Raw genomic sequence first — 25797 nt, 5'->3', positions numbered from 1 at the left:
CGAACATCAGAAAGAGCCGCAATGGGTGACGTTATCCAGCTACGGGCGAATGACAGCCTGCGCTCGATGGTCGCTGGCCTCGGCGATCCCTTCCGAGACAAGATGGCCACGGCCTCCTATGGCCTGCAGTACATCGACGACTATCAGCTCGCCGCGATCTACAAGAGCAATTGGCTCGGCAAGAAGATCGTAAAAATCCCGGCTTTGGATGCTATCCGCAAGGGCAGGGACTGGCAGGCAGAGCAGGACCAGATCGAAGCCATCGAGGCAGAGCAGAACCGTCTCGGCTTCTGGCACAAGCTGCTTGAGGTAAAGGTCAAGGCCCGCCTGTGGGGTGGCGCTGCGCTGTTCATCGGCACCGGCGAGCAGGATCTCATGCAGGCCCTCAACGTCGAGCGGACAGGGAAGGGCGGGGTTAAATACCTTACGGCGCTGTCTCGCCGCGATGTTGCCGCGGGGCCGATCGATCAGAATGTGTTGTCCGAGTTCTACGGCAAGCCGTCATATTACGAGGTGACCGGTAACTCATCGATGGTCCGCATCCACCCATCAAGGTTTGCCGTCTTCATCGGCGAGCCCCATGGGGACAACCTGCTGAACTTCGGCGTTAACGAGGGTTGGGGCGACAGCATCATCGAATCCATCTACTCGGCGATGAAGAATGCGGACGCGACGGCGGCAAACATCGCCAGCCTCGTCTTCGAAGCCAATGTCGACGTGTTTCGCATCCCCGAGTTCATGAACGGGCTCGCCGATCCGGAATATCGGTCTCGGCTGCTGGAACGGTTCTCGCTCGCTGCGACGGCCAAAGGCATCAACCGTGCCCTCGTCCTCGACAAGGAAGAGGAATACGAGCGCAAGCAGGTCTCGTTCGCCACGCTGCCAGAAGTCATGCAGTCGTTCCTTCAGATGGCCGCTGGCGCCGCCGATATTCCGGTTACGCGCCTGCTCGGACAGTCTCCGGCTGGCATGTCGGCCACCGGCGAATCCGACATGAACAACTATTACGATCGCGTGGCATCCATCCAGACACTGGAAGTGACGCCCGCGCTCTATCGCCTCGACGAGTGCCTGATCCGCTCCGCGCTGGGCAGCCGCCCCGGTGAAGTCTTCTACAAGTGGTCTCCGCTTAAGCAGATGACCGAGAAGGAGCTGGCGGAAATCGGCAAGATGAATGCCGAGACGGCGAAGACGCTGGCCGACACTGGTATCTTCACCCCGGTCGAGCTGCGCACCGTCGTGACGAACCAGCTTGTGGAATCGAGCTTCTACCCGGGCCTTGACCAGGCAGTGGCGGACACCGACGCCAAGGGCGAGTTCGACCTCGGTGGAGATGATCAGACAGACGAGCCGGACGATCAGCAGCCGACCAGCGAGGCGTGATGCTCCGATATTCGCTGACCAAATTGGTCGACCGGCCAATGGGTACGACAGTCGAATTGCCGCCGGTCGACGTCCGCCTCTCTGCAGAAAAGCAGCAATATGCCGCACTGCGCTCGATGCTCAACGGGATCGCCAAGGAAGCGCGGGAGCACATCATCCCGCTCTACCAGCAGGAACAGGACATGAAGCGCGCCGCACGGGCCTTCACGGGCGATGCGGACCGCACTTGGTTCGCATCGTTGCAGGCGTTGGCCAATCAGTTGCAGCGGATCGGCTCGGATACGGTCAGCCGCATTCTCGATCTGGAAGCGCAGCGCCACACCGAAACCTTCATGGCGACGGCCAAGCGCGCGCTGGGCGTAAACCTATCTTCGGTCGTGCGCGACGAAGATCTGGCGGAATACCTGCAGGCGGCAGTCGCCCGCAATACATCGCTGATCCAGAGCCTGTCGGACGACATCGTGAAGCGGATCGAGCAGACGGTCTATACGAACAGCATCGCCGGCAATTCGGTCACGACGCTGCGCAAAGAGTTGCAGACACAGTTCGGGATCACGGATCGGCGRGCGCGGCTCATTGCTCGGGACCAGACCGGCAAGTTCAACTCGGATCTGAACAAAATCCGGCAACAGCAGGCAGGCGTTACTTCATACGTGTGGATGACGGCGCACGATGAGCGCGTTCGGCCGCTGCATAAGAAGCTGGACGGAAACACATATAAGTGGGGTGAGGCTACCGGCGCTGAGCAAGGCCTACCGCCAGGTCAGCCGATCAACTGTCGTTGTGTGGCCCGCGGGATTGTCGAGTTTTGAGAAGGTCGTCGAGCTCGGGGCTGGTGACGCGCTCATCTTCCACGACGAGAACCTCGGTCGTTTCGAGGATCTCCTTCAGTTTCCGGACTTCCAGCGACAAGGCTTCGATCTTGACGCTTTGGTCAAGGATCAACTGCCGCAAGGCTCGGAATTGTTCGTCGGTCATGCCTGCTTTTGTGGTGCATATCGAAAAGGTTGGCAATGCTTATCAAGACCGTTTCGACAGTTGTCACGACAGACAGCACCGGCAAGCCGATCGATGCAATCCCGGTGCGCAATGCGAGCGCCGGCGAAACCGACGCTGCCGGCCGTCCCGTCGATATCATTCAGGTGACAGAAGATCCGAATGGCGTTCCCGTCCGTGTGGTGACGGGGAAGGCTGCTCAGAACAGCGCAGGGCAGTGGATAGACACCCTCCCGGTACAAGGCGGTGTGGTGCCACTTCCTGCCCTGCCGCTTGCCACAGGTGCCAAGGTCATGGGCCTCGGTCACAGCTTCATCGGGCTCGGAGCAGCACAGACCTATACTGCAGGACAGACCGCTACGAACGGTCATACCGGTTTTTATGAGAATGGCCGAACGGTCCTTTCGTGGATCAAGGCCGCCGATGGCCGCTTTAACATCGACATGTTCGCCGAGTTGAACAGTCCGTTCTTTGCGCCCAGCTCATTTGCGGCCTTCTCGGGCGCAATGGCTGGCAAGTCAGGCGATTGCCTATTTCCTGTCCCCGGGCTTGAGGCGCAGTTCCCGGGCACGCTCGCGCGCACGGCCTATTCTCTCAGCCAGAAACCCGACATCGTCTATATCKACATCGGCTACAACGATATCGTCCGGGGTCGAAGCCTTGCGGCGACCATTGCCGACTTCGATACGCAGGTGCAGCGGATCGTTGATGCCGGCATTTACGTCGTTCTGCAGACGTTGAGTTGGACCAATACGCTTGACGATCAGCCAGGCGTTGACGATCCGGCATGGCCCGGCATTCTCGACGGCATCAATACGTGGATCCTTGCGCAGGCGGGACGCAGCGGCGTCGTGCTCTGCAACACGCTTTCGCTCGATGGACCGGCCTCAGGCATCTCGCCGACGATGTTTGTAGATGGGCTTCACCCCAAGCCGGACCTGATGGCGAAGCGCTCCGATATTCTGCTGCCGATCCTGCAGGGAATGGTTTCAGCAGGCGAGACGAGGTCGCTCGATCCACTCGCCGCCTACAACATCTTGCCGCCCAAGGGCACACCAGGTGTTGCTGGCGCTAAGACCAATGTCACTGGCGACGTTGCGACCGGCATGCGCCTGATCCGCGGCACCGGCACGTCGACCTATGTCGGCAGCAAGGAAGTGGTGGCGGCCGGAAACGAGAAGCAGGTCATCACCATCACGCCTGTCAACGACGCGGCTGCCGTTCATACCGTGACCTATGGCCTGCCCGCCAATCTCAGCCTGGCAACACTTGGCCTCGTCGCCGGCGACTGGCTCGAAATCCAGATCCCGGTCGAGCTGAACGACTGGGCGGGCTGGGACTACCTCGACAGCTCCATCCGCGGCCCCGTCCAGATCGGCAACACGGTGACCGTCACCGGCGGCGGCTGGACGACGGGCAACTACATTGGGGGGCGTGGAAGATCGCTCATCTGCGGCTCGAAGCTCTGGCTGCCGACGGGGCTCACGATGACCAACATCCGGCTCGACAACCTACTGATCCTGCGGCACCTCTGCAGTACGGGCGGGACTGGTGTAGCCAAGATCGGCGCGCCGGTCATTCGGAAGATCGCGAGCCCGCGCGTCGCGTGGCAGTTGGCGGCTTGAAATGCGAAACCCGCCGGAGGTCACGGCGGGTTTCAGAAGAGCAGCTTCGCGAGTAGCTGCTCTCCAGCTGAAAGCGGAGGGCACTTCAGCAGAGGGACACTTAAGAAAAGATCAGAGTTTTTCCAGCGCCCGTTGAAGAAAAAGTCTGGTGCAAGTTAACTTCATCTCACGTGGCCGGGCGCCGAAATCGAGCACTGATCACTGGTAGGCTTGCTGCTGATCCTCTCGCTGCATCGGCGCTGACCGAGCGTTGCCCACACTATCTGATGCCTTCAGTTTCGCCCTCAACAGCAAGAGCAAAATCCCTGCAGCAATAAAAACCTGCAAGGAGAGGTAAATATACAAGATCAACCACAGCATGGCTCATCCATCCTCACTTGAACAAGTCCGAACGGGTTCGATCAGATAGGTCGGTGACGATCTATCGACAAGTGCCGTATGAGGGGGCCAGCCTTTGGAACGACAAGCGACGATGGACATTCTTCGTCTGTGTCGCGTGGCCCCACGTGACAGGCCTTACAAGGCCGAAGGCTCGTGGCTTGACAGGACGCGAGCCTTCCACCTTTTCGTCAAGCAACGCTTCGAACACGAAAAGAAGCCCGCCGAAGCGGGCTAGTTTAGGGGGTTGGAAAAGGAACGCTGCGAACGCTGGTCTGGAGATCCATCGAGCGTCCCGGATAATCTACTTCCCGCGAAGGAAAAGGTTCCATCGGCCATCGATTTTGGGCCGGGTGATGCGGGCTCACCACCAGAATTTTAAACGCCCACCCAACCGGCTCTGAACAGAGCAGGGAGCGAAGCAATGAAATTTACCGATGCTGTCACCATCGCGGGAACGCGGCGGACTGACGACGGCTACCTTGTTGCCGAAGCGAAGGCAGTTCGGACAGGGATCCAGCTTTATACGGGCGATGAGGTCGGCAAGCCGGAGATGTCCGTCGTGCGTGTCTATCGCCCGCCGGAATCGGTCTTCGCCGACGCCAGCCTGCAGAGCTTCACCCACGCGCCGGTGACAATGGATCACCCGAAGGACGCAGTGACGGCCGAGAACTGGAAGGATCTAGCGGTCGGTGAGGTCAGCACAGCCGCCAAGCGAGACGGAGAGTGGGTCTATCTCCCGCTCATCCTGAAGGACGCAGCGGCAATCAAGGGCGTCGAGGGTGGCAAGCGCGAACTCTCCGCCGGCTACGTCTGCGAACTCGTATGGGGCGACGGCGTCACGCCGGATGGCCAGCAGTTCGATGCACAGCAGCGCAACATCAAGATCAACCACCTGGCCGTCGTCGATCGCGCGCGGGCTGGTTCAAAGGCTCGCATCGGTGACGGTGCGAATTGGGGCATCAGCCCTGTCACCCCTGATCACAAACCTCAAGAGGAAAAGATCATGACCCTGAAGACGGTTACCGTCGATGGCATCCCGGTTGAAGTAACCGATCAGGGTGCCACGGTTATCGCAACGCTGCAGCAGCGGCTTGCGGACGCAAATGCCAAGATGGACACGGCAGACGCCGCGCACCTCGCCGCAATCGCCGCAAAAGACAGCGAGCTCGCCAAGAAGGATGCCGAAATCGACAGCCTGAAGGCGAAGGTGCTTTCGGATGCCGATCTCGACAAGCGCGTGCAGGAACGCGCCGACCTGATCGCCATCGCCACCACCATCGCGAAGGACGTCAAGACGACCGGCCTTTCCGATGCGGCCATCCGCAAGGCGGTTGTCACTGCCAAGCTCGGCGATGCTGCCATTGCCGGCAAGGCTGACGCCTACATCGACGCTCGCTTCGACATCCTGGCAGACGAGGCGAAGAAGGCGATCGGAGCCGATCCGTTCGCGCGAGTTCTCTCTGACGGCATTCGTCCCAACGTCGACGTCCACGTCGCCGCGGACAAGGCATGGTCGGAGAGCGTCAACGACCTCAACGCCTGGCGCAAAAAGTAAGGAGGGCTGATCGATGCCTATCACCTATAGCAACACCCTTGCCGCATATGCGGTCGGCCGCCGTGTCAACATGGAAGAGTGGAACGCCATCACGCGCTCGCTCGAAGGCGCTACGCCTGTTGGCTTCGGCCAGCCCGTTATCGCTGGCACCGCCGCTCACACATGCGCTCCTCTGACGGCGGCGGCTCAGAACGTGCTCGGCATCACCGAAGCCGACCCGACGCTTCCCCGCCCGGGCGATGCCTACGCCCAGTACGACAACGTTCCGATCTGCGAAAGCGGCGTGATCGGTGTCCTGCTCGGCGCCAACGTCACGAAGGGCGCTCAGGCGCGCTTCGACATCACCAACAAGAACTGGACCGGTGCAGCCGCATCCGGAACGGTCCTCACCATTCCCGGCGCTCAGTTTGATGAAGCCGGTTCCTCGGGCGCGGTCGGCAAGGTCCGGTACCGTCGTCCTGTTCCGTCTCTGTCGGCATAAGGAGCCACATCGATGTATGGACTTGGACACAATGGCGGCCCTGTGCTCATGGCGGACGCCACCCAGGCGCTTGCCTTCGTCACCGCGCAGGCATACCGCATCAACCAGACCGTCTATGAGACGCGCTACCCCGATTGGGATTTCAGCCGCCTCATTTACGTCGAAACCGAAGGCGACCCGTGGGCCCCCGGTATCCTGACGTACCTCTCTGACATGAGTGGTGCAGCCAACTGGCAGTCGGGCGCAGCGAAGGATATTCCTCTCGCCGACGTCAACCAGGACTACCAGCTCAAGAACTTCCACCTGGCGGCCATCGGCTACCAGTTCAACATCCAGGAAGTGAACGCGGCGATCCAGATCCCGGGGGGCACTCTGCCGAACCGCCGCGCGAAGGCTGCTCGTCTGGCCTACACGAAGTTCATGTACGACCTGACCTTGTTCGGCAGCGCCGAGAAGGGTCTCGGCGGGATCACGAACTACCCGGGCGTCACGACGGCGGCTGTACCGGCAGACGGTACTGGTGCAGTCACCTTCTGGGTGAACGCGGCCGGCGTTGGTGTGAAGACGCCAGCGCAGATCGTCCGAGACGTCAACCTCGGTCTTCAGGGTATCAATCTGGCCACAAACCAGGTCGAGCTGGCTGACACCGTGTTCCTGCCGGTCGAAGCGCTGAATTACATCGCCGCCACGCCTTACAGCGCGACGACAATGGAAACGATCCTGTCGTTCCTGCTCCGCACCAATCTGTACACGCTCACGACCGGCCGGCCGCTCACGGTCCGCTCGGTTCGCGAGCTCGGTACTGCAGCAACCACGGCAGGCGTAGCCGGCAAGGGCCGTATGRTCGTTTACAAGAATGACGAGAACTACCTGAAGCTCCACCTTCCGATGCCTCACCGGTTCCTTCCGGTCTATCAGGACGGCCCGCTCAATTGGCAGGTTCCTGGCATCTTCCGGACTGGTGGCGTCGAAGCGCTGACCACAGCAGCCATCCGCTATCTCGACGGCGTCAGCGAAACTCCGGCCTGATAGGGGGCTGACATGGTCAAGGTGAAGAACCTGACGAACAGCCCCTATGATCTCCAGGGCAGGGACGGCCCGGTCCGTATCCCTGCCTTCGGAGAGGCAGAGGGCGAGTTCACGGACGATTATCTGATGATCCTCGAAGCTTCGGGATCTGTGGTGATCGTGAGCGATACCGAAGAAGGCGGGCAGGGCGGGGGAAGCAAGCCGCCGGCCGATGATCTGGCCAAGCTTCGCGCCGACTATCTCGACGTCATGGGCAAGAAGCCGTTCAACGGCTGGTCCGCCGACCAGCTCCGCGAAAAGATCGACGCGAAGCTCGCCGAATAATCATCACCCCGGCTGACAACGGCCGGGGTCCCATTTGCACCGGAGAACGGACAATGACCACGATCAAGAACATGACGGATGCACCGGTCTCGATCGGCGGCATGAGCATTCGTCCCGGCGTATCGGTCAATACAGACCGATGGCACGTTCTTCAGCACTCCGACAATGCCAAAGCGCTTCTTGCAGCCAAGGCCATCGAGGTCAGTGAAGCGGTTGCGGAGCCGGCCGCAAAAGCGGCTAAGGTCTCGAAGTAATGGCCTACGTCGCCCCCACGCCGACCGCCTTCAAGGCGCGATATCCCGAGTTCCAGCCCGTGTCGGATGCGCTCGTGCAGCTCGTGCTCGACGAGGCGATCTCCGATGTCGGCGATACGTGGCTCGAAAAGGACCGCGCTCGCGCTCAGATGCTCCTCGCGGCCCACATGCTGACGATGGAAGGTGAGCCGGGACGGTCGACAACCGGCCAAGGATCGGGCGCTACCGGCCCGGTCAAGCGGCGCAAGGTCGGTGACGTGGAAACTGAGTTCGCGGGAAATGGCGCATCGGCAGGCGGGGGCTCCGCTTCCGGCTATGCCGCCACGATCTATGGACAAGAGTTCCTCTCGCTCATGCGCAAGAATTTCCCCCCGGTGGCTGCCGTCTGATGTTCACAATCGGAGTGAAGCGCCGCGAGGTGGTGAAGCTGCCGAAGGGCGTGAAAGGACCATCGCAGGTCAAAGTCGGCTTTCCTAAAGGTGAGGCCGACCAGGACAATATCAACAAGGCGATCTGGAACGAGTTCGGCACCAAGGGCGGCGCTTCTGGCGGGGGCTGGGGCGGCCCGGTGCCCGAGCGTCCGTTCATGCGGAATGCTATGCGCGGTAACCGCGGCAAGTATCGTGACGCGCTCAAGGCTTCCGCTGCGAAACTGCTCACGGGCAAGACGACCGTGCGCCAGGTCCTGGCAAAGCTCGGCATCGTTGCTCAAGGGGATATCCAGGCGGAGATCACCTCTCTGCAATCGCCGCCGAACAGCCCTGTGACCATCGCCCTCAAGGGATCAAGCAAGCCTCTCATTGCCGACGGCGAAATGCGCGGCGCTGTTACGTGGAAGGTCGACGAATGATCGATGTTGCGATTGCCATCGATGGCGAGGCCGTCAACGTCACCCTGACCACCAAAGCCGCCGGATACTACGATGCCGATGGTAATTGGGTGCCCGGCGCGCCGACGTCTTCGACCATCCGCGCCGCCATCCAGCCCACGCGGGGTAAACAGTTGATGGACATGCCGGAAGGTATCAGGACCGAGGCGGGCTGGATGCTCTGGACCCGATCGGCGATTGCCGTCGACGACGAGATCACATCGGGCGGCATCGGTTACCGCGTCCTCTTCACCTGGCCGCGCTTGGAAGGCGGTTTCTACCGCGCCGCATTGGGCAGGCTGACGAAATGACGAACGACGAAATTCACGGCGCGGTCGTCCGCTGGATTGCGACTATCACCGGCGTCAAAACAATCAAGTCGCACCAGGGCGGCGACGATCCGGCCTTGCCTTACGTGATGGTGAATTTCACTGCGGATGCCGAGGTTCGCCAGCACGAGCAAACAGTCGAATATACCGACACGGGCATCCCGAACGGCCAAGGCCAGAACAAGATCAGCGCCGCGCCGGTGATCGAGGCCGAGTGGCGGTTTTCGGTGCATTCCTATGGTCCAGCGCCAACCGGCATTCTCCGCCCCATCGTATCGGCGGTAAAGCTTGCGCAGGTGATGGAGCCCCTACTTCCCGGCCTTGTAATCCACGAGGTCTCGCAGATCCGGAACGTACCCGACTGGATCAACAACAAGTGGGAGCCTCGGGCTCAGATGGACCTCATCGTTCGCGGTCTCACCCGCGACGGCTTCGTAATCGACACCATCGATGAAAGCAGCTTCGACATAGCTCGGGCTGGACAACCCTAGAAAGGACGGCAGGATGGCAATCCTCCCATACAACAGGGTCGTGAACGTGACCCTGTCGCGTAACGACGCCTTTCCGAGCCGTCGTGGCTTCGGAACGGAACTCATTCTCACGACAGTGGCCGTTGCCGGCAAGGTCGACGCAACGCATCGGACGAAGCTCTATGCCTCGATCGAGGAAGTCGCAGCGGATTTCGCGACCACGGCTGACGCCTATAAGGCTGCGCTGTCGGCATTCTCGCAGAACCCGCGGCCAACGCAGATCAAGATCGGCTTTGTGGCAAGCGATGGCACGCCGACGGCCGCCGAACTTCAGACGGAACTAAATACGCTCTACGATGCGGACCAGGATTGGTATTTCATCACCGTCGACACGACGCTGCGCGACCAGGCCTACACCGACGGTCTGCTCCAGTGGACGGAAGCGAAGAACAAGCTGGCAATCATCGACAGCAACGCCGCGGCGACTCAAAACCCGGCCGACACGACCTCGATCGCCGCCCGCAACAAGGGAGATTTCGAGCGTACCGGCATCTTCTACCATACGAATGCCGCGCTATTCCCTGCCGCCGCTCTGGCCGCCTGGATGTCGACCCGCAATTTCGACGACGCGAACAGCGCCTACACGGCCAAGTTCAAGAACCTCAAGGGCATCAGCGCCGTTAATCTCGGATCTGCCGCTATCACGGCGATCACCGGCTTCACCCCTGGTGTCGGCCAGTCGGAATCGGTCGGGCATATGGCCAACACCTATATCGACATCGGCAGCCGCAACTTCGTGGTTGAAGGGTCGACCCTGACGGCCAACGTCTTCTTGGACGAGATCCACGCCACCGACTGGATCATCGCCCGCACGGAAGAAGAGGCGCTCGGCATCCTGCTCAACAATGCCCGCGTGCCGTTCACTGACACCGGCATGCAGACACTTGCCTCTGCCGCCCGGACAGTCATGCAGCAGGCGACCCGCGCCGGCCTCATCGCCCAGGATCTCGACCCCGAGACTGGTGACTATGCGCCTGCCGTCGTCATCACCGTTCCGTCGGTGTTCGACGTTCCGGAAAGCCAACGAAAGGCCCGTATCGCCCCGGCGATCTCGGTCCGCTTCCGCTACGCCGGCGCGGTCCACTACACCACCATCAACTACACCATGACGTTCTAAGGAGCCGACACATGGGAAACTCAACCGCATATAGCATGGTCAATGTGTCGGCCACGCTGGACGGCCAGAAGGTGCAGGGTCTTTGGGATGGCGACGACGCGATCGTGGTTACCCAAGGCGCTGATGCTGGCTCCGGCCTTGTCGGCGCTGACGGATCGAGCATCTTCTCGATCTCTGCCGATAATTCGGCACAGATCAGCGTCAAGCTCCAGCATACCAGCCCGACGCATCGCCTGCTTCACCAGAAGTGGAAGCGCCAGAAGGCTCTTGGATCGACGGCCGCCGCCTTCCCGTTCTCTCTCATCGACAACGGCACCAATGAGGGCGGATCTGCCGACCGCGTGTTTATCATGACCGCGCCGGCCGATTCGAAGGGCAAGAACGCCGTCGTCCGTGAGTGGGTTCTCTGGACCGGCGACTGGAACACGGAGATCCCTGACAATGGCTGAGAAGAAGATCAACGGCGTCGAATATAAGGTCGATCAGCTTCTCGCCACCAAGGCTCTCATCTTGCAGGCCCGCCTCATGCGAGCCGCCGGCCCGCTTGCTTCCAAGATCCCGGCCATCCTTGCCTCTCGCAGGGAAGGAGCATCGGTCGAGGAGCGCGCTGCGGCGGATACCGAGGCGTTGCTGGCGATCACTGGCATCTTCGAGGCCATCGCTCCGGAAGAGTTCGCCGCTCTGGTCAAGGACATCGTCGAGATCGCCAGAATAAAGCGCCCATCGGGGGCTTACGATCCAGTCGACATGGATGGCGACTTCGTCGGCCGGCTGGGTGATCTTATCCCAGTCGCGGTGTTCGTTCTGAAGGAGCAGTTTGGAGATTTTTTCTCCGGCGCCCTGGCGAATGGAACCCGCGCGATGACGGCAAGGGCCTAAGCGAGCGCGAGATCGGCAGGGTAGCGCCCAATCTCAATATGTGGCTTTGGCGGCCGATCCTGTCGGATCCGCCAATCTACTCAATGCGAGACCTGCAAACCTGGGTGACCCTGACGGACGTCATGGACGCTCATGAGGCTCTCGATCTGAAAGCTGCGATGGCAGAGGCGGCGGTTAAGGAGTGAGCCCGTATTTCTGAGCTAGCTTCGCCTGAAGGGCACACACGGCGGATTTCTCTGCGGAGGACATCTTCTGCATGCGAAGCTTCTGCGCCCCGCCGCCGCTCTGAAACATGGCGCGACTGGTGCTGTCCATCGCGGCGACCTTCTCGGAGACGTAGGCGGCGACCTTCTTGTCATCGAGCTTGTAGCCGCAGTCGTCAGCGGTACTGACGATCTGGCCAAGCTCTCTTGCTTCGACCAGGTCATTGTCATTCGCCAATGCTGAACCCGCCACTATCAGTGCAATGGCGGTTCCCACAAGCAGTCGCATTCGCTTCCTCTCCGTTGAGGCCTGGAATGTGGCCCCGTTTCAATCGGATTTCAATCTATGATCGTTGACGAACTTATCGCCATCCTCGGTTATGAAACCAGGGGTGAGGGCGAGCTGAAGAAGTTTCAGCAGTCGATCGATCAGACTGCGAAGCGGATCACGATCTTTGCAGCTGCGGCAGCGACTGCGGCAGCCGGGGCATTAGCGGCCCTCGGCAAGTCGGTCATCACCACGTCGGCACAGTTCGAAAGCTATGCTGCGACCTTGGAAACGATCGAGGGCAGCGCCGAGAAGGCGCAGAAGGCCTTGGATTGGGTTTCAACCTTCGGAGCCAAGACGCCTTACGAGGTCGGAGAGGTCACCGAGGCTTTCGTCCGTCTGAAATCGTACGGTATCGACCCAACAACTGGGGCTCTTGAAGCCGTCGGCGATGCGTCGAGCGCAATGGGCAAAACCCTGATGCAGGGCGTCGAGGCCATTGCGGATGCGGCTACTGGCGAGTTCGAGCGCCTCAAAGAGTTCGGCATCACGACCAGCGTTGCCGGCGACAAGGTGACGTTCAACTGGACGAAAAACAGCAAGACGCTGTCGAAGACGGTCAAGAAGAACAGCGCCGAGATTATCCAGTTCCTGAAGGACAACTTCGCAGACCGCTTCAACGGCGCCATGCTCAGGCAATCGAAGACCTGGAACGGCATGGTGTCGAACCTCGGGGACGCTTGGACTGGATTCCTCCGCAAGATCGGTGATGCCGGTTTCTTCGATGCGGTAAAACGTCAGCTCGGCAGGCTCCTCGATTTCTTGGGAGAGTTGAGCTCAAACGGCTCGCTCGATCGGTTTGCCAAAGCTCTCGGTTCCGCTCTTGAGAAAGGCGTCAACGCGGCCGTTTTCCTCGTCGATCGCCTGCGGAGGCACTTCGAGTACCTGTCGCAGTGGATTTCGATAAATCCTGACTTGTTCAAGGCGATTGCCGCAGGCCTCGGGTTGATAGCAGCGGTCAAGTTCCCGTTCCTCACCGGCCTCCTGGTCCTTGAGGATATCCTGTCGTGGATGGAAGGTGGAGATAGCATTATCGGCAAGTTTGCGGAGGCGCTGTCGAAACTGACAGGGATCGACGCTGATAAACTAGGCGACATCATCGCAACGCTCGCAGGTGGGGTTGCCCTGGCAGCTGCAGCTTCGTCAATTGGCCTACTTACGGCCGCCTTGAACCCGCTGACAGCTTCGCTTTTGGCCTTCGCAGCGGCCTTCGCTGGTGCCAAGGCAGGGCTCGATTATCTCGGTTTTGTGAAAGCGAACCTCGACAAGAAGATCGAAGGCATCACGGCGACTGAAAACCCCAAATCCAAGCCCGGATATGTCGAGGGCATGGGTGGTATCTACATGAAGGGCGCCGCCGTAGTCGATCAGCCGCGACCACCGAACCTCGAAGACTCCATGACCAAGGATGCCTTGGATTGGAAGCTGATGATGCAGAACGCCGAAGGCAACGCGGCGAAGATGGGCGGCGGTGCTCCGGCCAATGCTGTCGTCAACGACAATAAGCAGGACAACCGGAATCAGTCGGTTCAGGTCAACGTAGGCGGCGTCCAGGTCAATGGTGTTGCCGGTGCCGGTGCGGCTGTCGGCGCGGCCGTTGGCAACGCTGTAGGGCAGGGCGCAGCCCGTGCCTCACGCTTCGAGAAGGATGATGCTTTCTGATGTCTGTCATCGCCTTCTCCAGCGCCATTGGCCCGGTCGCCATCGATTGTGTCCTTTCCGAGCGACATAGCTCCGAGCTCGACATCACCGAGATCCCGATCGAGACCGGCGCGAAGATCACTGACCATGCGATAATCGTGCCGAAGCGGATCACGCTCGATGTGGCAGACTATGGGGCGGCGGCAACATATGCAGCGCTGGTCGCCTTTCAGGAAAGCCGTGTTCCATTCTCCTTGGTGACCGGCCTGACGATCTACAACAGCATGCTGATCAAGCGGATTGATGCCGATCGCGATGCAGGCTCATCCCGTATCCTTCGCTGCCGATGCGACCTGCAAGAGGTGATCATCGTCAGCACTACCTATGCCGCGTCACCAGATGGTGACAATACAGGGCAGCGCGGCAAGGCGGGCGGGACAAAAAGCACGAGAGCCGCGCCGCCGGCACCCGAGCGCTCGGGCGATGCAGCGACCGCCGACCGATCAACCGGCACGGTGCAACGAGGCGATGCAGGTGTGACAACGGCACCAGCTAACCAGTCGATCTTAAGCGGCATCACAGGGATCGGTCATCAATGAACGTTTTCAACGTCGTCGACTATGCCGACCAGCAGTTCGGAACCATCATCAATGGCCGTCGCGTGACTATCCGTCTGCGTTACAACATGACCATGGACCGCTGGAGCTTCGATCTCTCGATCGACAACCTGCCGGTACTGACCGGTCGTCGCATCGTGACAGGGGTAGACTTGCTGAAGCCCTTCAATCTTGGGCTAGGAGCGATCTTCGCTGCAGCTGTGACGCCTGGCGCTATTCCGGACCGTGCTGCCCTGCCGGCCGGAACTGTGCTGCTGATCCAGGCGTCGGATGCTGAGATAGAGGCTGCGGCTGCCTGATGCGCCAATACCTCAGAAAAGTACGAGCCACCTTTAATGGCGGCCTCGTGATCAATCCAGGGGGCATCAACCCGCACGATATCCGCATCGAGTTCAACATCGACAAGGACACCTCGTCCTCTCCGAACTCGGCAGAGATCACGATCTTCAATCTCTCGGAAAGCCACCGCAACAGCGTCGGCAAGGAGTTCGACAATATCACTCTCGAGGCTGGTTACATCCCGCCAGAGGGCGAGGGAAATGTCGGCGTCATCTTCAAAGGTGCGGTTCGAGACGTCGAGCATCGCCGAGAGGGGCCGAACATCATGACGACCATCTCGTGCGGTGACGGATCGAAAGCCCTTCGGCGGGCGACCATCTCCAAGAGCTACCCAAAAGGGACCCCGGTCAAGGACGTGGTCGACGACATCTCCAAGCAGTTGGAAAAGGAAGGCGTCAGCCGCGGGGAGTGGAAATTCCCCGACGATGTCGAGAATAAGGCCTTTAAGCGTCCCTACGCGGTCTGCGGCTCCTGCTCACGAGAACTCGACACGATCGGCCGCGGCAACGGGTTCTACTGGTCGACGCAGAACGAAACTCTGGAAATCGTGCCTGGCGACGGGTTCATCGGTGGCGTGGTGCTGATCACTCCAGAGACGGGCATGATCGGGACGCCCGCGATCACCGATAATGGGGTGAGGGTGTCTGCACTCCTCAACCCCGAAATTAGGCCGAACCGGCGGGTGCAGTTGAAGAGCGAGACGCTCGAAATGAATGGTGATGACGGCATGTATCGGGTGACCGGCGTCAGTTACTCCGGCAACAACATGGATGGCGAGTTCAAAGTCGACATCACAGGTGAGGCGGTGAAAAGCGGCAAGGTCGATGAAGGGATTAAGCGCTGATGGTCGGCTATCTTGGCAAACGCACCAACCAGCAGCGGGACATCACCGGCCAGCAGGCGCAGAGCGAGCGCGAGGCAATGTGGGGGCCGATACCTGGCGAGATCGTCGCGTTCGATCCATCGAGCCAGACCGCGACCGTGCAGCCGCTCTACAAGCCTGTCCACAACGGACAGCCGGTCGCCATGCCACAGCTCTTCGAGGTGCCGGTCGATCTGCCTCGTACCGGCAGCGCGGGCATTACCTTCCCAATCCCGACCGGGACCAGGGTGCTGCTCTCGCCGATGATGCGCAGCATGGACAATTACGACACTGATGACGATGGAGCGCCCTTCGATGGTCGCTCTTTCCATCTCGCGGACATGCGGGCCACGATTGTCGGCGGGGACAGCATTTCGGCGCCGCTTACGAATGTTGATCCCGACAACACGCATATCCGCTTTGATGCGGCCGGCGAATACGGCCTCAAGGGCTCGCCGGGTGGGAAGTTCGATCTGGTCGGCAGCGAGGGCAGCATCTTCGATATGCTGATCGAGCACGTCGAGCTCACATCTGAAGGTTTCACCCTGCTTGGGACCGAAGGGCTTAGCCATTCACTGCGTTATACCGAGATCGGGGCCGAACTAGCGGTGATCGCGGGCAAACTGAGGGCGATGCAGATATGACTGCCGCACGCTTTGGCCTGGCGATCGATCAGGCGACAAATGATCTGCTTCTCGTCGGTGATGGCAATCTCGCGACCGTGACCGACGCCGAAGCCGTAGGCCAGCATGTCCGGCAGCGCCTTTCGACGTTCTCCGGCGAGTGGTTTCTCGACACCACGGCCGGCGTGCCTTGGCTCGATCAGATCCTCGGCAAGGCATACGACCCGGCGCTCGCCGAATCCGTCGTAAAGGCGGAGATCCTGAACACCGATGGCGTGACCGAAATCACATCGTTCTCTGTTTCCTTCGACAAAGCCACCCGAGGGTTGATCATCCGCTCGGTCGACGTCGGCACGATTTTTGATGAAGAGGTTTCCGTCTGATGACTGATTATGGCGTCGTCGTCTCTGGCTTTTCCCGCAAGCCGCTGTCGGTCATCCTGGGCGAGATCGAGCAGTCCAACTTCGGCATTTTCGGTCCTGGTGTCATTCAGACCGCTCAGAGCCCGATGGGTCAGCTGAACGGGCTGCGCGCCGATCTCCTCGCCGCGGCGTGGGAAATGTTCGAGGATATCTATCAGAGCTATGACCCTGATCAGGCTGAAGGCACTCGTCTCGATATCTTGTCGCGCTTACGGCTCATCACGAGAGCACCAGATGAAAGTGATGCGTCACTCCGCCAAGCGATCACCAATCTCGGCGTTCCTAACACCCGCGATGCTGATTTCTACAGGGCTATCATCAATATCGACGGCGTGACGTGGGCGAAAATCTACAGCAACGACACCGGCGCCACCGACGCAAACGGCTTGGCCGCTCATAGTGTCTCGGTCGTCGCAATCGGCGGCAGTGACGAGGAAGTCGCACTATCCGCTCGGCAGTATGTGGTCCCCGGCATCTCCACCTATGGAAACACGATGGTCTCGACAGAGATTGAAGGGTTTTGCCGCTCCATCCAGATCATGCGGCCGGAGCAAGTCCCGATCTTCCTCAACTTGACGCTATCCAAAACGAACGATGCTGCTGGATGCCCACCACCGTCTAACGCTGCCATCGCACAAACCCTATTTGCAGGCATGACCGGCGAAAACCGACCGGTGAATGGCAAGGACATTACCTTGCACCTTATCCGGACGATCATCTCGTGCGTCTATCCGAACGTCGAGGTGACGGTCGCGACAGGGAACCGTGTAGGCTCGGGCGCCGCAGCTCTGCCGATCGTCATCGATTTCGACGAGATGGCCTCGATAACGCTTGCCAACATAGCTATCACGGCGGTGTGACATGGAGTGCCCCGATAAGGCGACCATCGTTGAGGAGCGGATCAACCGTATCCTCACCCAATACCGCGAAAGCCCGAACCTTCTCGGCATCATCCGCCGTGATCTGGGAGAACTGGCCGATATCATCGTCTCTTCCTGCGAGATGCCTGATGAGTTCGACATTCTCTCCGCTGTCGGCGATCAGTTGACGCTACTGGGGAAACGGCTTGGTTGGCCGCGATGCCATTGCATTTGCGTACCTGTTCCGGTGTTCGGATTCGACTGCGGCCCCGCAAACCCGAACGTGACCATCGTCGGTCTTTGCGAAGGTGGCGTGTGGTCAGGCTGCCAGGAAGCCGGCGACGGCGATATCTGTCTCGATGACGATGAAACTTATCGTCGCTACCTATTGGCTCGCCGGTACCAGGCGCGCCAGCTCTGGGATATCGACAGTCTGCAAGCGGCGGCAGAGCATATCTGGGGCGACGACGTCACTGTCACCAGCATGGGTGGCGCCCGTGTCGCCATCCAGCCGGGGCGGGCACTGAGCGCGCTTGAAGAGATCCAGCTTCCCGTCGCGTTTCGGGTCCTTCCTTTAGCCCCTGGGATCACGCCGTACATCTCACGCGACGTCGGAAAAATCTTCGGCTTCGGTGCCGGATGGGGCGGACTCTGCGAAGGCTCCATCTGGTTCTGCCCTCAGGAATTTGACCCTTATAACTGCGCCTAAAGCGAGGTTCATGACATGCCTTTTTACACTGACGGTGTTGTTCCCTGGAACAGCCTCGACGACAACACGCGCGCGCCTCTCGCGTCAGAACTTGAGAGCGGCTATCCCTGCGGCCCAGCGGATCAGGAGCTGTTCAACTGGACGGCCGGCTGGCCAATCGGCAATCTTTGGAACGTGTTGCTTGCCGCTGGCATCACGCCTGATACCGATAAGCTTCTCGACCTCGCCAAGGCGATTCAGAGCGGCAAGATCAACTATGCGGCGGCAGGAGGCACCGCGAACGTGCTGACCGCTGCCCTCACACTCGCACCAACAGCATATACAGTCGGCCTGCGAGTGGTTTTGCTAATCGCTTTGGCAAACACTGGCGCAGTCACGTTGAATTTGAATGGCCTCGGGGCAAAGGCTGTCACCAAGGTCGACGGCAGCGCGCTAATGGCGAACCATTTGAGGCCTGGTCTTGTTGTTGATCTTGTATACGACGGGACCAGATTTTTGGTGATGTCGGCACCGCGCCCGGCGACACAAGCGGAAGCCGATGCTGGCGTGAGTGACGTCGGATACATCACTCCGTTGATATCAGCGAAGAAGAAAGCTTCGTACATGTCGGCTTCCTCTGGGAGCCAGTCTATTCCCAGCGGTGTGTTCACCACCTTCACCAGCTTCGGCGCCGTTGCCACCCATTTTCAGGGCGCGAGCACCTTCGCATCCGGCCTTCTGACTATCGGGGCGGGCGATGAAGGCCTTTGGTATCTCGGTTTCTCTGCGCGGCAAAATGGACTCGGCACCGTGGGTCAGGCAACGCAGATAACTGTCAATGGTGTGGCGGTCGCCAGCGATGGCGCACAAACTTCTGGCAGCAGTGCTGTCGGCCACTCTTCACCCAGCGTGGCGGTGGTCCTCAATGTCGGCGACGTCGTCGCCTTCCAGGTCTCTCAGACCACAGGCGGCAGCGTCACCTTCAACAGTTACAATCTTTCCGCCGCCCGTATTGGCGCCTCTTAAGGAAGAATTACATGATTCAGAAATTCCCACTTTCACCAGATGATGTGACGCTCATCTCCTCCACCCTTGATCTTTCAGGGGCCTCTTACGAGGATGGCTTCCTGGTGGCAGACGGCCATACAGCGGCTGCCATCGAGGCGATGCTCGCCAATGATGACTGGCGCGATACGCAGGCGCCTGCACAATTGATAAGATTAAAGACCATGATGAAGGCTGAAATTGATGCTTCCGCAGAAGCGGAACGCCTCAAATACATCACTCCCGGGTCGGGTCAGGCGCTGACCTACAGCCAAAAATCAGACGAGGCAAATCGGTATCTGGCGGCGACGTCGCCGGTCCCTGCAGATTATCCGTTGCTTTCCGCCGAGGTCGGCATCACGGCATCGGACATCAGCGGTGTGGCTGCTGTAGTCAAAGCAGCGTTTACGCAATGGCAGGTTATTGGAGCCCAGATAGAAGCCATCCGCTTGAAAGCCAAAGCGTCAATCGAAGAGGCTAGCACAGAAGAGGCCGCAAGGGCCGCGGCAGCGGCAGTGGTGTGGCCTTAGCGGGCAAGCACGTACTGCCGTTGCTCCATCATCGCAGCAAGATCACTCGATGCAATTCTGCGCCCGTAGAACTCGGCGCCGGCTAGCGTCCAGTGACCATAGTCATAGATGTTCATATTCCCGTTGGCATCGATGATATCGCAGGCGCTCCCATCCGCAGCGCAAATCCATCCATCCTTCCTGAAAAAAGGTAAGGCGAGTTGCGAGGTAATAGCGGCGAGTTTTGCATTCGTGATGTCGGTGTGATGATCGCGGTTTTTAGCCGCATACTTCGACAATCCGATCGCATCATCGACGCGGCCGTACTCTCGTATCAAATCCGGCACAGGTCTAAATTGTACGGTGTTACCCAGAACAATGATCTTGCCGAAGTTACCTTGCGACCGAACCCATGAAGTAAAATAGTGAAGGTTTTCAACCCCAATATCGTCCCATTTAGCCGATATCAAAATGTAATCGGCATCTCGACTTCGGGCCGATGTCTTGAAATCGGGAACTTCGTTGTTGCAAGAACCTTGGACCTCACGGCTTATCTGCGGGGCAGTCGTGATCGTCGGTGCGAACATGAAGAAACAGGCGTCATCAAGTCTCATACTTCGAAATTCTAGGCCAGGAAAAGACGCCCTGTTCAGATAGACTGCGTTGAAAAAGTCCGCCTGATGAGAGTCTCCCACGATTAGGATTTTGATTCCGGGCTCGCGAGAAAAGGGCTCTCTGCCGATAGTGTTATTAAGGGCGTAGTTTTTCTTTGTGTCGAACGGTTGAAGCTGCCGCGCCATCTCTGCTGGTAGGCGCCAGGGCCAGCCGTTGGTCAGATTTGCATTGGTGGCCGTTCCAACGAGCGCCAGCGAACACGCAACAAATCCGATCGCGAGGCGCCTCGTCTTCTGTTCTGTGGATAGTCCGTACCGAAATTTGACTTCCACAAAGTGATAGAGCACGGCCGCGGCGAAGAAGATCACGACCGCAGCAGTTAATCTGTCGAGATTGGTCAGATCGCCATGCTTTGCCATCGTGAAGAACACGATGATCGGCCAGTGCACGAGATAAAGCGAATAACTTCTGCGGCCGATTTCAACGAGCGGGCGATGAGAAAGAGCGAACGCTGCGATTGTGCCGGGTCCAAAGAAAATGATGAGCGCGGTACCGATCGTTGGCGCTAGTGCATACCAGGATGGGAACGGCGTCTGCTCATCAAAGACCGCTAGCGCCAACAGTATAAGACCAGCTCCCGCCAACGCTCCCAAGTTGGAGACCCTGGCGCTGCGTGTTTTTGTGGAAGTGGCGAAGGACGCAATTGCGCCAATGCCGAATTCAAAGACGCGGAAGGGAAGAAGGAAGAACGTCGCATTTGCCGCCCGGTCGCTGAAAAAGTAGCTGGCGGCAAGGCTCGCAACCGAAACCACCGCGATGAAAAACAATAGGTTAGATCGCGCTTTCGTCGTCCGAAAGAGCAGATAAAGCATGGCGGGCCAAAGAAAATAGAACTGTTCTTCAACCCCTAGGGACCAAGTGTGAAGCAACGGCTTTGTGATTGCTGCCGCATCAAAGTACCCGGTCTGCATCCAAAAAAAGATATTTGAAACCGATAGGACCGAGAATACTGTCGATGCCGCTGCGGATGCGAGATCTGCTGGCGACATCATGATTGTCGAGCATACGAAGGTCGCAAGAAGCGTGGCGAACAAAGCAGGTAACAACCGTTTTGCTCGTCGCCAGTAAAAATCTGAGAACCTGAACGCGCCGGTTTCTAGGTCCGCGATTAGCATGCTGGAAATCAGGAAGCCGCTTATCACCAAGAAAATATCGACGCCGACAAAGCCGCCGGGCAACCAGTTTGGGTTGAAATGGAAAATGATGACAGCTGTCACTGCAATCGCGCGCAGCCCGTCAATGTCTGCCCGATACCTCAAAAGTCTTTGATCCTCGGCATATCGTCTTACGCCCTCACATGCTGCCGCACTTTCATAGGCAACAAGTTCGCTACCTTCAATAGTTGAGATTTTTCCACTACCGTTTCCCCCCGGCTGCCGCTAGCGGCCTCTCTCCCACTCAATTTCGGAGACATCACCGTGAATTGCCGACTTCCGGATTAGCTCAATCCGGTGAGGCGTCACAGCTGTGGTCAGCTAAAGGCGAGCACGGGCGCTGTGACCGCTGCCAGAACAATCAAAGAAGCGAGCGCAAATTTGACACGGCGAGTGCGTCTGCTGCGCACGCCGGTCCAGTCATAGACCATAACCGAAGATCCTCATGATCACCCGCGAGAATGCTCGCGTCATTTGATTCCTGCAAGCGGATGAATCCATCGCGAAGCTTGCGCGAAACTTTCCCAACATCGGAGACATCACCAATGCCAGTCTACGACACGGCAAACGAATTTTCGCGGTCACTAGCCAAGGTGCTGGTGCACGAAGGCGCCTATAGCAACCACCCGGCCGATCCAGGTGGCGCTACAATGAAGGGGATCACGCAGCGAGTCTTCACCGAATGGCTTGCTGCGGACGGAAAGCCTTCGCGTGATGTCCAGACCATCACGAATGCGGAAGTCGCCGCGATCTACCGCAAGCGCTACTGGGACATCGCCAAGCTCGATAAGCTGGCGCCCGGCGTCTCCTACGTGGTCTTCGACGGCAACGTGAATTCCGGCGTCTCCCAGTCCATCAAATGGCTGCAGCGCGCGTTGCAGGGCCTCGGGCTCTATCAGGGCGCGATCGACGGCATCATCGGGCAGGGGACAATCCTGGCGGCGGCCGGCGTCAACGACAATGATATGTTGGTCGCACGCATCATCGAGCGCCGTGAAGCGTTCCTCCGCGCCTTGAAGACGTTCAAGACCTTCGGCAAGGGCTGGATAAGCCGTATCAGGGATGTGAAGGCCGTTGGGCAAGCATGGGCAACCGGCTCTGTCGGGCCGGAGATCAGCTACAAGGTCGGCGGCGAGGCAAAGGCGTTCCTGTCCAGCGCTAAACCTGCTCCGGCGCTTGCTGTTGCCGATGCGTCCACTGGCGGCGGTATCGGCTCTGGCACCCTCGCTGCCACGCTCCAGCAGGTGCAGGACCAGCTTTCTCCGCTCAGCTACTCCAGTGAGCTTATCGGCAAGGTGGTCGCTGGCCTGATAGTTGTCAGTGCCGGCCTGACGATCGGCGGCCTCGCTTACCGCTGGTATGCAAAGCGCAAGAAGGACCGGCTCAAGGATGCCCTCGATATTCCGGTGGCGTCATGACCATCGGAACCCTCCTCAGACTTGCCCTCGGCGCACTGGCTGCGTCGGGGATCGCGTTTCTTGTCGGTTATGGCTTTGGCTACTCGGGCGGACGTTCCGACGTCTACGCCGATCTCCAAGCCAGCCGTGTCAAAATCCTCAAAGATGGGAAGAATATCGATGCGAAAGCACTTGCTGCTGATGATCGCGGCCTTTGCGCTATGCTTGGCGGGTGCGAGCTGCCAGACGGCGAAAGTCGCTGAGCCGTGCGACGTCCTGGTCGCGATCATCCCAAAGCCATCGACGAACAGCTACCTTATCGCGAATGATCGGCAGACAGCCGTGTCGATCGCCCAGCATCGCGGGCGGTTCCAAGCCTACCATTGCGACGGGACTTAGGCAGGTCGTCATCCGGCAGCACACGAAACTGTGCGAGGTGCGCGGCCTCGACGAAAGCCCTCCGGGCCCTTGCGCTGCCGCTTTGGGTGGTGATCGCGCTCATGCAGGACGATAGCGCCTTGCCCCATACCGTGTCGTTCGGTCGTTTCGGCCAACCGTCGCTCATGAGCATGCCCATAAGATCTTCGACCGTGGAGGCGGGGCGGTCATCTCGCTCGTCTTCAAAGTGCACGAGCACCGGCTTAATCGGAACTCCAGTCGCGGCGTCCATCGCGAAAACCTCACGCGTTACTGATTCGCGACTCAACAGATGCGCAGGTGATTCGTTCCGTCAATAACCCTTCCGGGCGACCTCGCGTCATCAGAAACTTCAAAAGTAATCCAAGGGCGCTTTGGCGCCAAATAGCATCGCAGGCATTGAAAAGGGCAGGGCGGAACAAGGATGGCAGATGACATGAGCAACAACAATGATGCCCACCGAACGTATACGGATGCCATTACGGCCCAACTCGGCGAACGGGTGACCAATCTCGGGCGTCGGCAGACGGATCTTGAGACCGAGGTGCGCAGCGGCTTCAAGAACATCGACACTGCTGTCACCTCTCTCGCGAACGAAACCCGCGCCTCGATCGCTGCCCTTTCAACCAATCTTGCCGAGCGAAACAAGCCTCAGTGGCAGGCGTTGGGCGTGGCGCTAACGTTCGCCGCCATGCTCGGCGGTTTGGCATATCTCCCGATCCGCGAAGCAACCAGCGACCTGAAGCAGTCTGTCAGCCTCCTGTCTGACAAGATGGTGACGCAGAGCGAACTCGAATGGAGGACCACGCGATCGGCAGAGGATCGCGCAAGGACTGACGCCAATGTGAAGGAACTGCGTGACGCTCAGGTCCCGCGGGAAGAACTCGACAGGGTGTTCGGAAGTTACGATCAACGTTTCATTGATCAGCAGCGCCAGATAGACGAGGTCAAGACGGCGCAAGGTTCGGTCTATGGCGCAAGGGACATCTTGCTCGATCTGAGAGAGCGGATCGACCGGATGGAGCGCCAGCGGCTTTCCGCAGCCCAGAGTGGAGGCTAACTCAGAAGCGCTGTCAGACCAGCGATGGTGCCGGCCCCGCATCTTCTGGCTAGCGGCCAGGGAGCGCGCCCGACAGGAAAGTGGGGGCCGGCAAGAAATATGACCAAGCCAAGGTTCCTCGGGCAAGTCAGCAATAGGACGTATCCACTTAGCATCAGTTCCGACTGTTGGCGAAACGACGGGAGGGCGGAGCGGGCGTCTGCGCCTCATCGGATTGGGCGAGATCCGCGCGGCCGCGAAGTTGCGCGATCCCCAGCTGAACGACCTTGATCATGTCGGTCATCCGCTGGCCGTGCGCGTCCTGGTACTGTTCCAACGTGGGGGTATCAAGAGCCACGTCAATCAGCGCAGAGATGCGATTTTCCCTAACCACTTTGGCGCCTGCAGCCCAAACCCGTTCGAACAATATCCGATCTGATTCAATAATTGGCATGATGTTCCGCTAGTCGATTGACCATAACGCAGAAGAGCTAGAGACAGACTTCCCGGTTTTCAAGTGGGACAAAATCATGATTTCGTCACAACATTTTCCGTTGTTGTTACGATGCATCATGTATAGCTAAATAAGCGACAGTACATATTAAATAATCTACCCGGGAGGCGGCTATATACTTACCTGATTTCCGGCCGGCACGATTTGTTCAGCCATACCAAGATGCGGGTTGGTGGACCGCGCAAACGAACCCTTGGGCTTAGAAGGGATCATCACAGAGACAGGTTCGCCGCGCGATCCACGCGCGAAACGCAGATCGTGACTGAAAGTTCCATTTCAATGACCGTTTGCCGTAGCCAAACGCGCACTGACTCTGAGAGGCGAAACCGCCGTTCTAGCGGCCAAGCTCTTCTTCGATGTGCTGTAGCATCTTGGGATTGAATTAATTGGGACTCTACACGCAAAAAGGAGTACGGTCCTCACGTCGGCCCGGAAGTACAACGGTAGAGGCCGGTTGGGAGACCATGGGTGCTCTTGCCGCAACATTAGGTGCCGGCGATGTCTCTACTCCATCTGCTTTCGTTGCAGGACGAAGAAATCGATCAGATTACAGCAGTCGTTCAGAAATGGTCTTCCGCCCATCGGACGCCCGTGGACAGTCAACGTGGACGCCGGGCGATGTGTGAGGCGGTGAGCATGGTCCTTCTTGCCAAGCAATCGCATGAACTTCTCTATGCAGAGCTTAGCCGCCACATGGACAAGCCAGTTATAGAG

General features: G+C 59.2%; 35 protein-coding genes. 29 read left to right on the top strand and 6 right to left on the bottom strand.

Annotated elements, in window-relative coordinates; all coding sequences use genetic code 11:
- Window positions 1–21: 21 nt before the first annotated feature.
- Complete coding sequence (locus AC1DTN_RS21820; protein WP_477922560.1) at window positions 22–1383, top strand: DUF1073 domain-containing protein; 1362 nt, start codon at window positions 22–24, stop codon at window positions 1381–1383.
- On the top strand, window positions 1383–2195 hold the full coding sequence (locus tag AC1DTN_RS21815) for a phage head morphogenesis protein (RefSeq protein WP_477922559.1): 813 nt from the start codon (window positions 1383–1385) through the stop codon (window positions 2193–2195). The genes AC1DTN_RS21820 and AC1DTN_RS21815 overlap by 1 nt, the downstream gene beginning before the upstream one ends.
- Here AC1DTN_RS21815 and AC1DTN_RS21810 read toward each other — a convergent pair.
- Window positions 2155–2361, bottom strand: a complete 207-nt coding sequence (locus AC1DTN_RS21810) for a hypothetical protein (protein WP_477922558.1) — start codon at window positions 2359–2361, stop codon at window positions 2155–2157. The genes AC1DTN_RS21815 and AC1DTN_RS21810 overlap by 41 nt on opposite strands.
- Before the next feature lie 35 nt (window positions 2362–2396).
- Between AC1DTN_RS21810 and AC1DTN_RS21805 the strand changes: the two genes are divergently transcribed.
- Entirely contained in the window at window positions 2397–4004 is a 1608-nt protein-coding gene (locus tag AC1DTN_RS21805) for an SGNH/GDSL hydrolase family protein (RefSeq protein WP_477922557.1), read from the top strand.
- A 198-nt stretch (window positions 4005–4202) separates the two neighbouring features.
- Here AC1DTN_RS21805 and AC1DTN_RS21800 read toward each other — a convergent pair whose 3' ends face one another.
- A complete protein-coding gene (locus AC1DTN_RS21800) occupies window positions 4203–4364 on the bottom strand; it encodes a hypothetical protein (protein ID WP_162748066.1) in 162 nt (53 codons plus the stop codon).
- A 442-nt stretch (window positions 4365–4806) separates the two neighbouring features.
- Here AC1DTN_RS21800 and AC1DTN_RS21795 point away from each other — a divergent pair, with 442 nt between their 5' ends.
- The 12 genes from AC1DTN_RS21795 to AC1DTN_RS21740 are packed head-to-tail and all read left to right on the top strand — an operon-like array spanning window position 4807 to window position 11751.
- A complete protein-coding gene (locus tag AC1DTN_RS21795) occupies window positions 4807–5940 on the top strand; it encodes a DUF2213 domain-containing protein (RefSeq protein ID WP_477922556.1) in 1134 nt (377 codons plus the stop codon).
- A 13-nt stretch (window positions 5941–5953) separates the two neighbouring features.
- Window positions 5954–6421: a structural cement protein Gp24 gene (locus AC1DTN_RS21790; RefSeq protein WP_113324055.1), complete on the top strand. Its 468-nt coding sequence runs from the start codon at window positions 5954–5956 to the stop codon at window positions 6419–6421.
- A gap of 12 nt (window positions 6422–6433) precedes the next feature.
- Window positions 6434–7450: a DUF2184 domain-containing protein gene (locus AC1DTN_RS21785; RefSeq protein ID WP_477922555.1), complete on the top strand. Its 1017-nt coding sequence runs from the start codon at window positions 6434–6436 to the stop codon at window positions 7448–7450.
- 12 nt (window positions 7451–7462) lie between these two features.
- A complete protein-coding gene (locus AC1DTN_RS21780; RefSeq protein WP_477922553.1) occupies window positions 7463–7774 on the top strand; it encodes a hypothetical protein in 312 nt (103 codons plus the stop codon).
- Between the two features lie 53 nt (window positions 7775–7827).
- The gene (locus AC1DTN_RS21775; protein ID WP_477922552.1) at window positions 7828–8028 is read left to right on the top strand and encodes a hypothetical protein; all 201 of its coding nucleotides are present in this window, start codon (window positions 7828–7830) and stop codon (window positions 8026–8028) included.
- A complete protein-coding gene (locus AC1DTN_RS21770) occupies window positions 8028–8417 on the top strand; it encodes a DUF4054 domain-containing protein (protein WP_477922551.1) in 390 nt (129 codons plus the stop codon). Before AC1DTN_RS21775 ends, AC1DTN_RS21770 begins: the two co-directional genes overlap by 1 nt.
- Window positions 8417–8878: a hypothetical protein gene (locus AC1DTN_RS21765; RefSeq protein ID WP_477922550.1), complete on the top strand. Its 462-nt coding sequence runs from the start codon at window positions 8417–8419 to the stop codon at window positions 8876–8878. Before AC1DTN_RS21770 ends, AC1DTN_RS21765 begins: the two co-directional genes overlap by 1 nt.
- A complete protein-coding gene (locus tag AC1DTN_RS21760) occupies window positions 8875–9207 on the top strand; it encodes a hypothetical protein (protein WP_477922549.1) in 333 nt (110 codons plus the stop codon). Before AC1DTN_RS21765 ends, AC1DTN_RS21760 begins: the two co-directional genes overlap by 4 nt.
- The gene (locus AC1DTN_RS21755) at window positions 9204–9716 is read left to right on the top strand and encodes a phage neck terminator protein (RefSeq protein ID WP_477922548.1); all 513 of its coding nucleotides are present in this window, start codon (window positions 9204–9206) and stop codon (window positions 9714–9716) included. Before AC1DTN_RS21760 ends, AC1DTN_RS21755 begins: the two co-directional genes overlap by 4 nt.
- 13 nt (window positions 9717–9729) lie before the next feature.
- On the top strand, window positions 9730–10872 hold the full coding sequence (locus AC1DTN_RS21750) for a DUF3383 family protein (protein WP_477922546.1): 1143 nt from the start codon (window positions 9730–9732) through the stop codon (window positions 10870–10872).
- A gap of 11 nt (window positions 10873–10883) precedes the next feature.
- Window positions 10884–11321 (top strand): phage structural protein, encoded by a 438-nt coding sequence (locus AC1DTN_RS21745; RefSeq protein WP_477922545.1) that lies wholly within the window; start codon window positions 10884–10886, stop codon window positions 11319–11321.
- On the top strand, window positions 11314–11751 hold the full coding sequence (locus AC1DTN_RS21740; RefSeq protein ID WP_477922543.1) for a phage tail assembly chaperone: 438 nt from the start codon (window positions 11314–11316) through the stop codon (window positions 11749–11751). The genes AC1DTN_RS21745 and AC1DTN_RS21740 overlap by 8 nt, the downstream gene beginning before the upstream one ends.
- 174 nt (window positions 11752–11925) lie before the next feature.
- Here AC1DTN_RS21740 and AC1DTN_RS21735 read toward each other — a convergent pair whose 3' ends face one another.
- On the bottom strand, window positions 11926–12243 hold the full coding sequence (locus tag AC1DTN_RS21735) for a hypothetical protein (protein ID WP_477922541.1): 318 nt from the start codon (window positions 12241–12243) through the stop codon (window positions 11926–11928).
- 57 nt (window positions 12244–12300) lie between these two features.
- Between AC1DTN_RS21735 and AC1DTN_RS21730 the strand changes: the two genes are divergently transcribed.
- The 10 genes from AC1DTN_RS21730 to AC1DTN_RS21685 are packed head-to-tail and all read left to right on the top strand — an operon-like array spanning window position 12301 to window position 19908.
- On the top strand, window positions 12301–13944 hold the full coding sequence (locus AC1DTN_RS21730) for a tape measure protein (RefSeq protein WP_477922540.1): 1644 nt from the start codon (window positions 12301–12303) through the stop codon (window positions 13942–13944).
- Window positions 13944–14522, top strand: coding sequence for a phage baseplate protein (locus AC1DTN_RS21725; protein ID WP_477922538.1), 579 nt, complete (start codon window positions 13944–13946; stop codon window positions 14520–14522). The genes AC1DTN_RS21730 and AC1DTN_RS21725 overlap by 1 nt, the downstream gene beginning before the upstream one ends.
- Window positions 14519–14839 carry a phage baseplate plug family protein gene (locus AC1DTN_RS21720; protein ID WP_477922536.1) on the top strand — a complete coding sequence of 107 codons (321 nt, stop codon included), beginning with the start codon at window positions 14519–14521 and terminating at the stop codon, window positions 14837–14839. Before AC1DTN_RS21725 ends, AC1DTN_RS21720 begins: the two co-directional genes overlap by 4 nt.
- Window positions 14839–15723: a phage protein gene (locus AC1DTN_RS21715; RefSeq protein WP_477922534.1), complete on the top strand. Its 885-nt coding sequence runs from the start codon at window positions 14839–14841 to the stop codon at window positions 15721–15723. The genes AC1DTN_RS21720 and AC1DTN_RS21715 overlap by 1 nt, the downstream gene beginning before the upstream one ends.
- The gene (locus AC1DTN_RS21710; RefSeq protein ID WP_477922532.1) at window positions 15723–16385 is read left to right on the top strand and encodes a Gp138 family membrane-puncturing spike protein; all 663 of its coding nucleotides are present in this window, start codon (window positions 15723–15725) and stop codon (window positions 16383–16385) included. The genes AC1DTN_RS21715 and AC1DTN_RS21710 overlap by 1 nt, the downstream gene beginning before the upstream one ends.
- The gene (locus tag AC1DTN_RS21705; RefSeq protein ID WP_477922530.1) at window positions 16382–16747 is read left to right on the top strand and encodes a contractile injection system sheath initiator; all 366 of its coding nucleotides are present in this window, start codon (window positions 16382–16384) and stop codon (window positions 16745–16747) included. Before AC1DTN_RS21710 ends, AC1DTN_RS21705 begins: the two co-directional genes overlap by 4 nt.
- A complete protein-coding gene (locus AC1DTN_RS21700; protein WP_477922528.1) occupies window positions 16747–17646 on the top strand; it encodes a hypothetical protein in 900 nt (299 codons plus the stop codon). The genes AC1DTN_RS21705 and AC1DTN_RS21700 overlap by 1 nt, the downstream gene beginning before the upstream one ends.
- 1 nt (window position 17647) lies before the next feature.
- On the top strand, window positions 17648–18355 hold the full coding sequence (locus AC1DTN_RS21695; RefSeq protein ID WP_477922526.1) for a baseplate wedge 1 family protein: 708 nt from the start codon (window positions 17648–17650) through the stop codon (window positions 18353–18355).
- Window positions 18356–18370: 15 nt separating this feature from the next.
- A complete protein-coding gene (locus tag AC1DTN_RS21690) occupies window positions 18371–19360 on the top strand; it encodes a hypothetical protein (protein WP_477922525.1) in 990 nt (329 codons plus the stop codon).
- 11 nt (window positions 19361–19371) lie between these two features.
- The gene (locus tag AC1DTN_RS21685; RefSeq protein WP_477922523.1) at window positions 19372–19908 is read left to right on the top strand and encodes a hypothetical protein; all 537 of its coding nucleotides are present in this window, start codon (window positions 19372–19374) and stop codon (window positions 19906–19908) included.
- Here the strand turns inward: AC1DTN_RS21685 and AC1DTN_RS21680 are convergent.
- Entirely contained in the window at window positions 19905–21821 is a 1917-nt protein-coding gene (locus AC1DTN_RS21680; protein WP_477922521.1) for an acyltransferase family protein, read from the bottom strand. The two genes, AC1DTN_RS21685 and AC1DTN_RS21680, sit on opposite strands and share 4 nt — an antisense overlap.
- 440 nt (window positions 21822–22261) lie before the next feature.
- On the opposite strand from AC1DTN_RS21680, the gene AC1DTN_RS21675 reads away from it, so the two are divergent.
- Window positions 22262–23134 carry a glycoside hydrolase family 108 protein gene (locus AC1DTN_RS21675; protein WP_477922520.1) on the top strand — a complete coding sequence of 291 codons (873 nt, stop codon included), beginning with the start codon at window positions 22262–22264 and terminating at the stop codon, window positions 23132–23134.
- Complete coding sequence (locus AC1DTN_RS21670; protein ID WP_477922519.1) at window positions 23131–23376, top strand: hypothetical protein; 246 nt, start codon at window positions 23131–23133, stop codon at window positions 23374–23376. Before AC1DTN_RS21675 ends, AC1DTN_RS21670 begins: the two co-directional genes overlap by 4 nt.
- A gap of 53 nt (window positions 23377–23429) precedes the next feature.
- On the opposite strand, the gene AC1DTN_RS21665 is transcribed toward AC1DTN_RS21670, so the two are convergent.
- Complete coding sequence (locus tag AC1DTN_RS21665; RefSeq protein WP_477922517.1) at window positions 23430–23783, bottom strand: DUF982 domain-containing protein; 354 nt, start codon at window positions 23781–23783, stop codon at window positions 23430–23432.
- Window positions 23784–23966: 183 nt separating this feature from the next.
- Between AC1DTN_RS21665 and AC1DTN_RS21660 the strand changes: the two genes are divergently transcribed.
- Window positions 23967–24590, top strand: coding sequence for a hypothetical protein (locus AC1DTN_RS21660; protein ID WP_477922515.1), 624 nt, complete (start codon window positions 23967–23969; stop codon window positions 24588–24590).
- A gap of 154 nt (window positions 24591–24744) precedes the next feature.
- Here AC1DTN_RS21660 and AC1DTN_RS21655 read toward each other — a convergent pair whose 3' ends face one another.
- The gene (locus AC1DTN_RS21655; protein ID WP_477922514.1) at window positions 24745–25023 is read right to left on the bottom strand and encodes a hypothetical protein; all 279 of its coding nucleotides are present in this window, start codon (window positions 25021–25023) and stop codon (window positions 24745–24747) included.
- 558 nt (window positions 25024–25581) lie between these two features.
- Between AC1DTN_RS21655 and AC1DTN_RS21650 the strand changes: the two genes are divergently transcribed.
- Window positions 25582–25797: hypothetical protein (locus AC1DTN_RS21650; RefSeq protein ID WP_477922513.1), on the top strand; the 216-nt coding region annotated here is incomplete at its 3' end.

It is taken from the genome of Rhizobium sp. 01T444, from assembly GCF_056398305.1.
The sequence above is the reverse complement of the archived record's forward strand: the minus strand, read 5'-3'. Positions and strand labels throughout refer to the sequence as shown.

Bases quoted from the DNA above. Each gene is read 5' to 3' on its own strand.
- AC1DTN_RS21665 (WP_477922517.1), bottom strand. From the start codon at position 23,783: ATGGACGCCGCGACTGGAGTTCCGATTAAGCCGGTGCTCGTGCACTTT.
- AC1DTN_RS21695 (WP_477922526.1), top strand. From the start codon at position 17,648: ATGGAGTGCCCCGATAAGGCGACCATCGTTGAGGAGCGGATCAACCGT.
- AC1DTN_RS21750 (WP_477922546.1), top strand. From the start codon at position 9,730: ATGGCAATCCTCCCATACAACAGGGTCGTGAACGTGACCCTGTCGCGT.
- AC1DTN_RS21735 (WP_477922541.1), bottom strand. From the start codon at position 12,243: ATGCGACTGCTTGTGGGAACCGCCATTGCACTGATAGTGGCGGGTTCA.
- AC1DTN_RS21700 (WP_477922528.1), top strand. From the start codon at position 16,747: ATGACTGATTATGGCGTCGTCGTCTCTGGCTTTTCCCGCAAGCCGCTG.
- AC1DTN_RS21655 (WP_477922514.1), bottom strand. From the start codon at position 25,023: ATGCCAATTATTGAATCAGATCGGATATTGTTCGAACGGGTTTGGGCT.
- AC1DTN_RS21720 (WP_477922536.1), top strand. From the start codon at position 14,519: ATGAACGTTTTCAACGTCGTCGACTATGCCGACCAGCAGTTCGGAACC.
- AC1DTN_RS21725 (WP_477922538.1), top strand. From the start codon at position 13,944: ATGTCTGTCATCGCCTTCTCCAGCGCCATTGGCCCGGTCGCCATCGAT.
- AC1DTN_RS21770 (WP_477922551.1), top strand. From the start codon at position 8,028: ATGGCCTACGTCGCCCCCACGCCGACCGCCTTCAAGGCGCGATATCCC.
- AC1DTN_RS21670 (WP_477922519.1), top strand. From the start codon at position 23,131: ATGACCATCGGAACCCTCCTCAGACTTGCCCTCGGCGCACTGGCTGCG.
- AC1DTN_RS21715 (WP_477922534.1), top strand. From the start codon at position 14,839: ATGCGCCAATACCTCAGAAAAGTACGAGCCACCTTTAATGGCGGCCTC.
- AC1DTN_RS21765 (WP_477922550.1), top strand. From the start codon at position 8,417: ATGTTCACAATCGGAGTGAAGCGCCGCGAGGTGGTGAAGCTGCCGAAG.
- AC1DTN_RS21730 (WP_477922540.1), top strand. From the start codon at position 12,301: ATGATCGTTGACGAACTTATCGCCATCCTCGGTTATGAAACCAGGGGT.
- AC1DTN_RS21820 (WP_477922560.1), top strand. From the start codon at position 22: ATGGGTGACGTTATCCAGCTACGGGCGAATGACAGCCTGCGCTCGATG.
- AC1DTN_RS21660 (WP_477922515.1), top strand. From the start codon at position 23,967: ATGAGCAACAACAATGATGCCCACCGAACGTATACGGATGCCATTACG.
- AC1DTN_RS21745 (WP_477922545.1), top strand. From the start codon at position 10,884: ATGGGAAACTCAACCGCATATAGCATGGTCAATGTGTCGGCCACGCTG.
- AC1DTN_RS21780 (WP_477922553.1), top strand. From the start codon at position 7,463: ATGGTCAAGGTGAAGAACCTGACGAACAGCCCCTATGATCTCCAGGGC.
- AC1DTN_RS21705 (WP_477922530.1), top strand. From the start codon at position 16,382: ATGACTGCCGCACGCTTTGGCCTGGCGATCGATCAGGCGACAAATGAT.
- AC1DTN_RS21800 (WP_162748066.1), bottom strand. From the start codon at position 4,364: ATGCTGTGGTTGATCTTGTATATTTACCTCTCCTTGCAGGTTTTTATT.
- AC1DTN_RS21810 (WP_477922558.1), bottom strand. From the start codon at position 2,361: ATGACCGACGAACAATTCCGAGCCTTGCGGCAGTTGATCCTTGACCAA.
- AC1DTN_RS21740 (WP_477922543.1), top strand. From the start codon at position 11,314: ATGGCTGAGAAGAAGATCAACGGCGTCGAATATAAGGTCGATCAGCTT.
- AC1DTN_RS21790 (WP_113324055.1), top strand. From the start codon at position 5,954: ATGCCTATCACCTATAGCAACACCCTTGCCGCATATGCGGTCGGCCGC.
- AC1DTN_RS21775 (WP_477922552.1), top strand. From the start codon at position 7,828: ATGACCACGATCAAGAACATGACGGATGCACCGGTCTCGATCGGCGGC.
- AC1DTN_RS21675 (WP_477922520.1), top strand. From the start codon at position 22,262: ATGCCAGTCTACGACACGGCAAACGAATTTTCGCGGTCACTAGCCAAG.
- AC1DTN_RS21710 (WP_477922532.1), top strand. From the start codon at position 15,723: ATGGTCGGCTATCTTGGCAAACGCACCAACCAGCAGCGGGACATCACC.
- AC1DTN_RS21795 (WP_477922556.1), top strand. From the start codon at position 4,807: ATGAAATTTACCGATGCTGTCACCATCGCGGGAACGCGGCGGACTGAC.
- AC1DTN_RS21685 (WP_477922523.1), top strand. From the start codon at position 19,372: ATGATTCAGAAATTCCCACTTTCACCAGATGATGTGACGCTCATCTCC.
- AC1DTN_RS21690 (WP_477922525.1), top strand. From the start codon at position 18,371: ATGCCTTTTTACACTGACGGTGTTGTTCCCTGGAACAGCCTCGACGAC.
- AC1DTN_RS21755 (WP_477922548.1), top strand. From the start codon at position 9,204: ATGACGAACGACGAAATTCACGGCGCGGTCGTCCGCTGGATTGCGACT.
- AC1DTN_RS21760 (WP_477922549.1), top strand. From the start codon at position 8,875: ATGATCGATGTTGCGATTGCCATCGATGGCGAGGCCGTCAACGTCACC.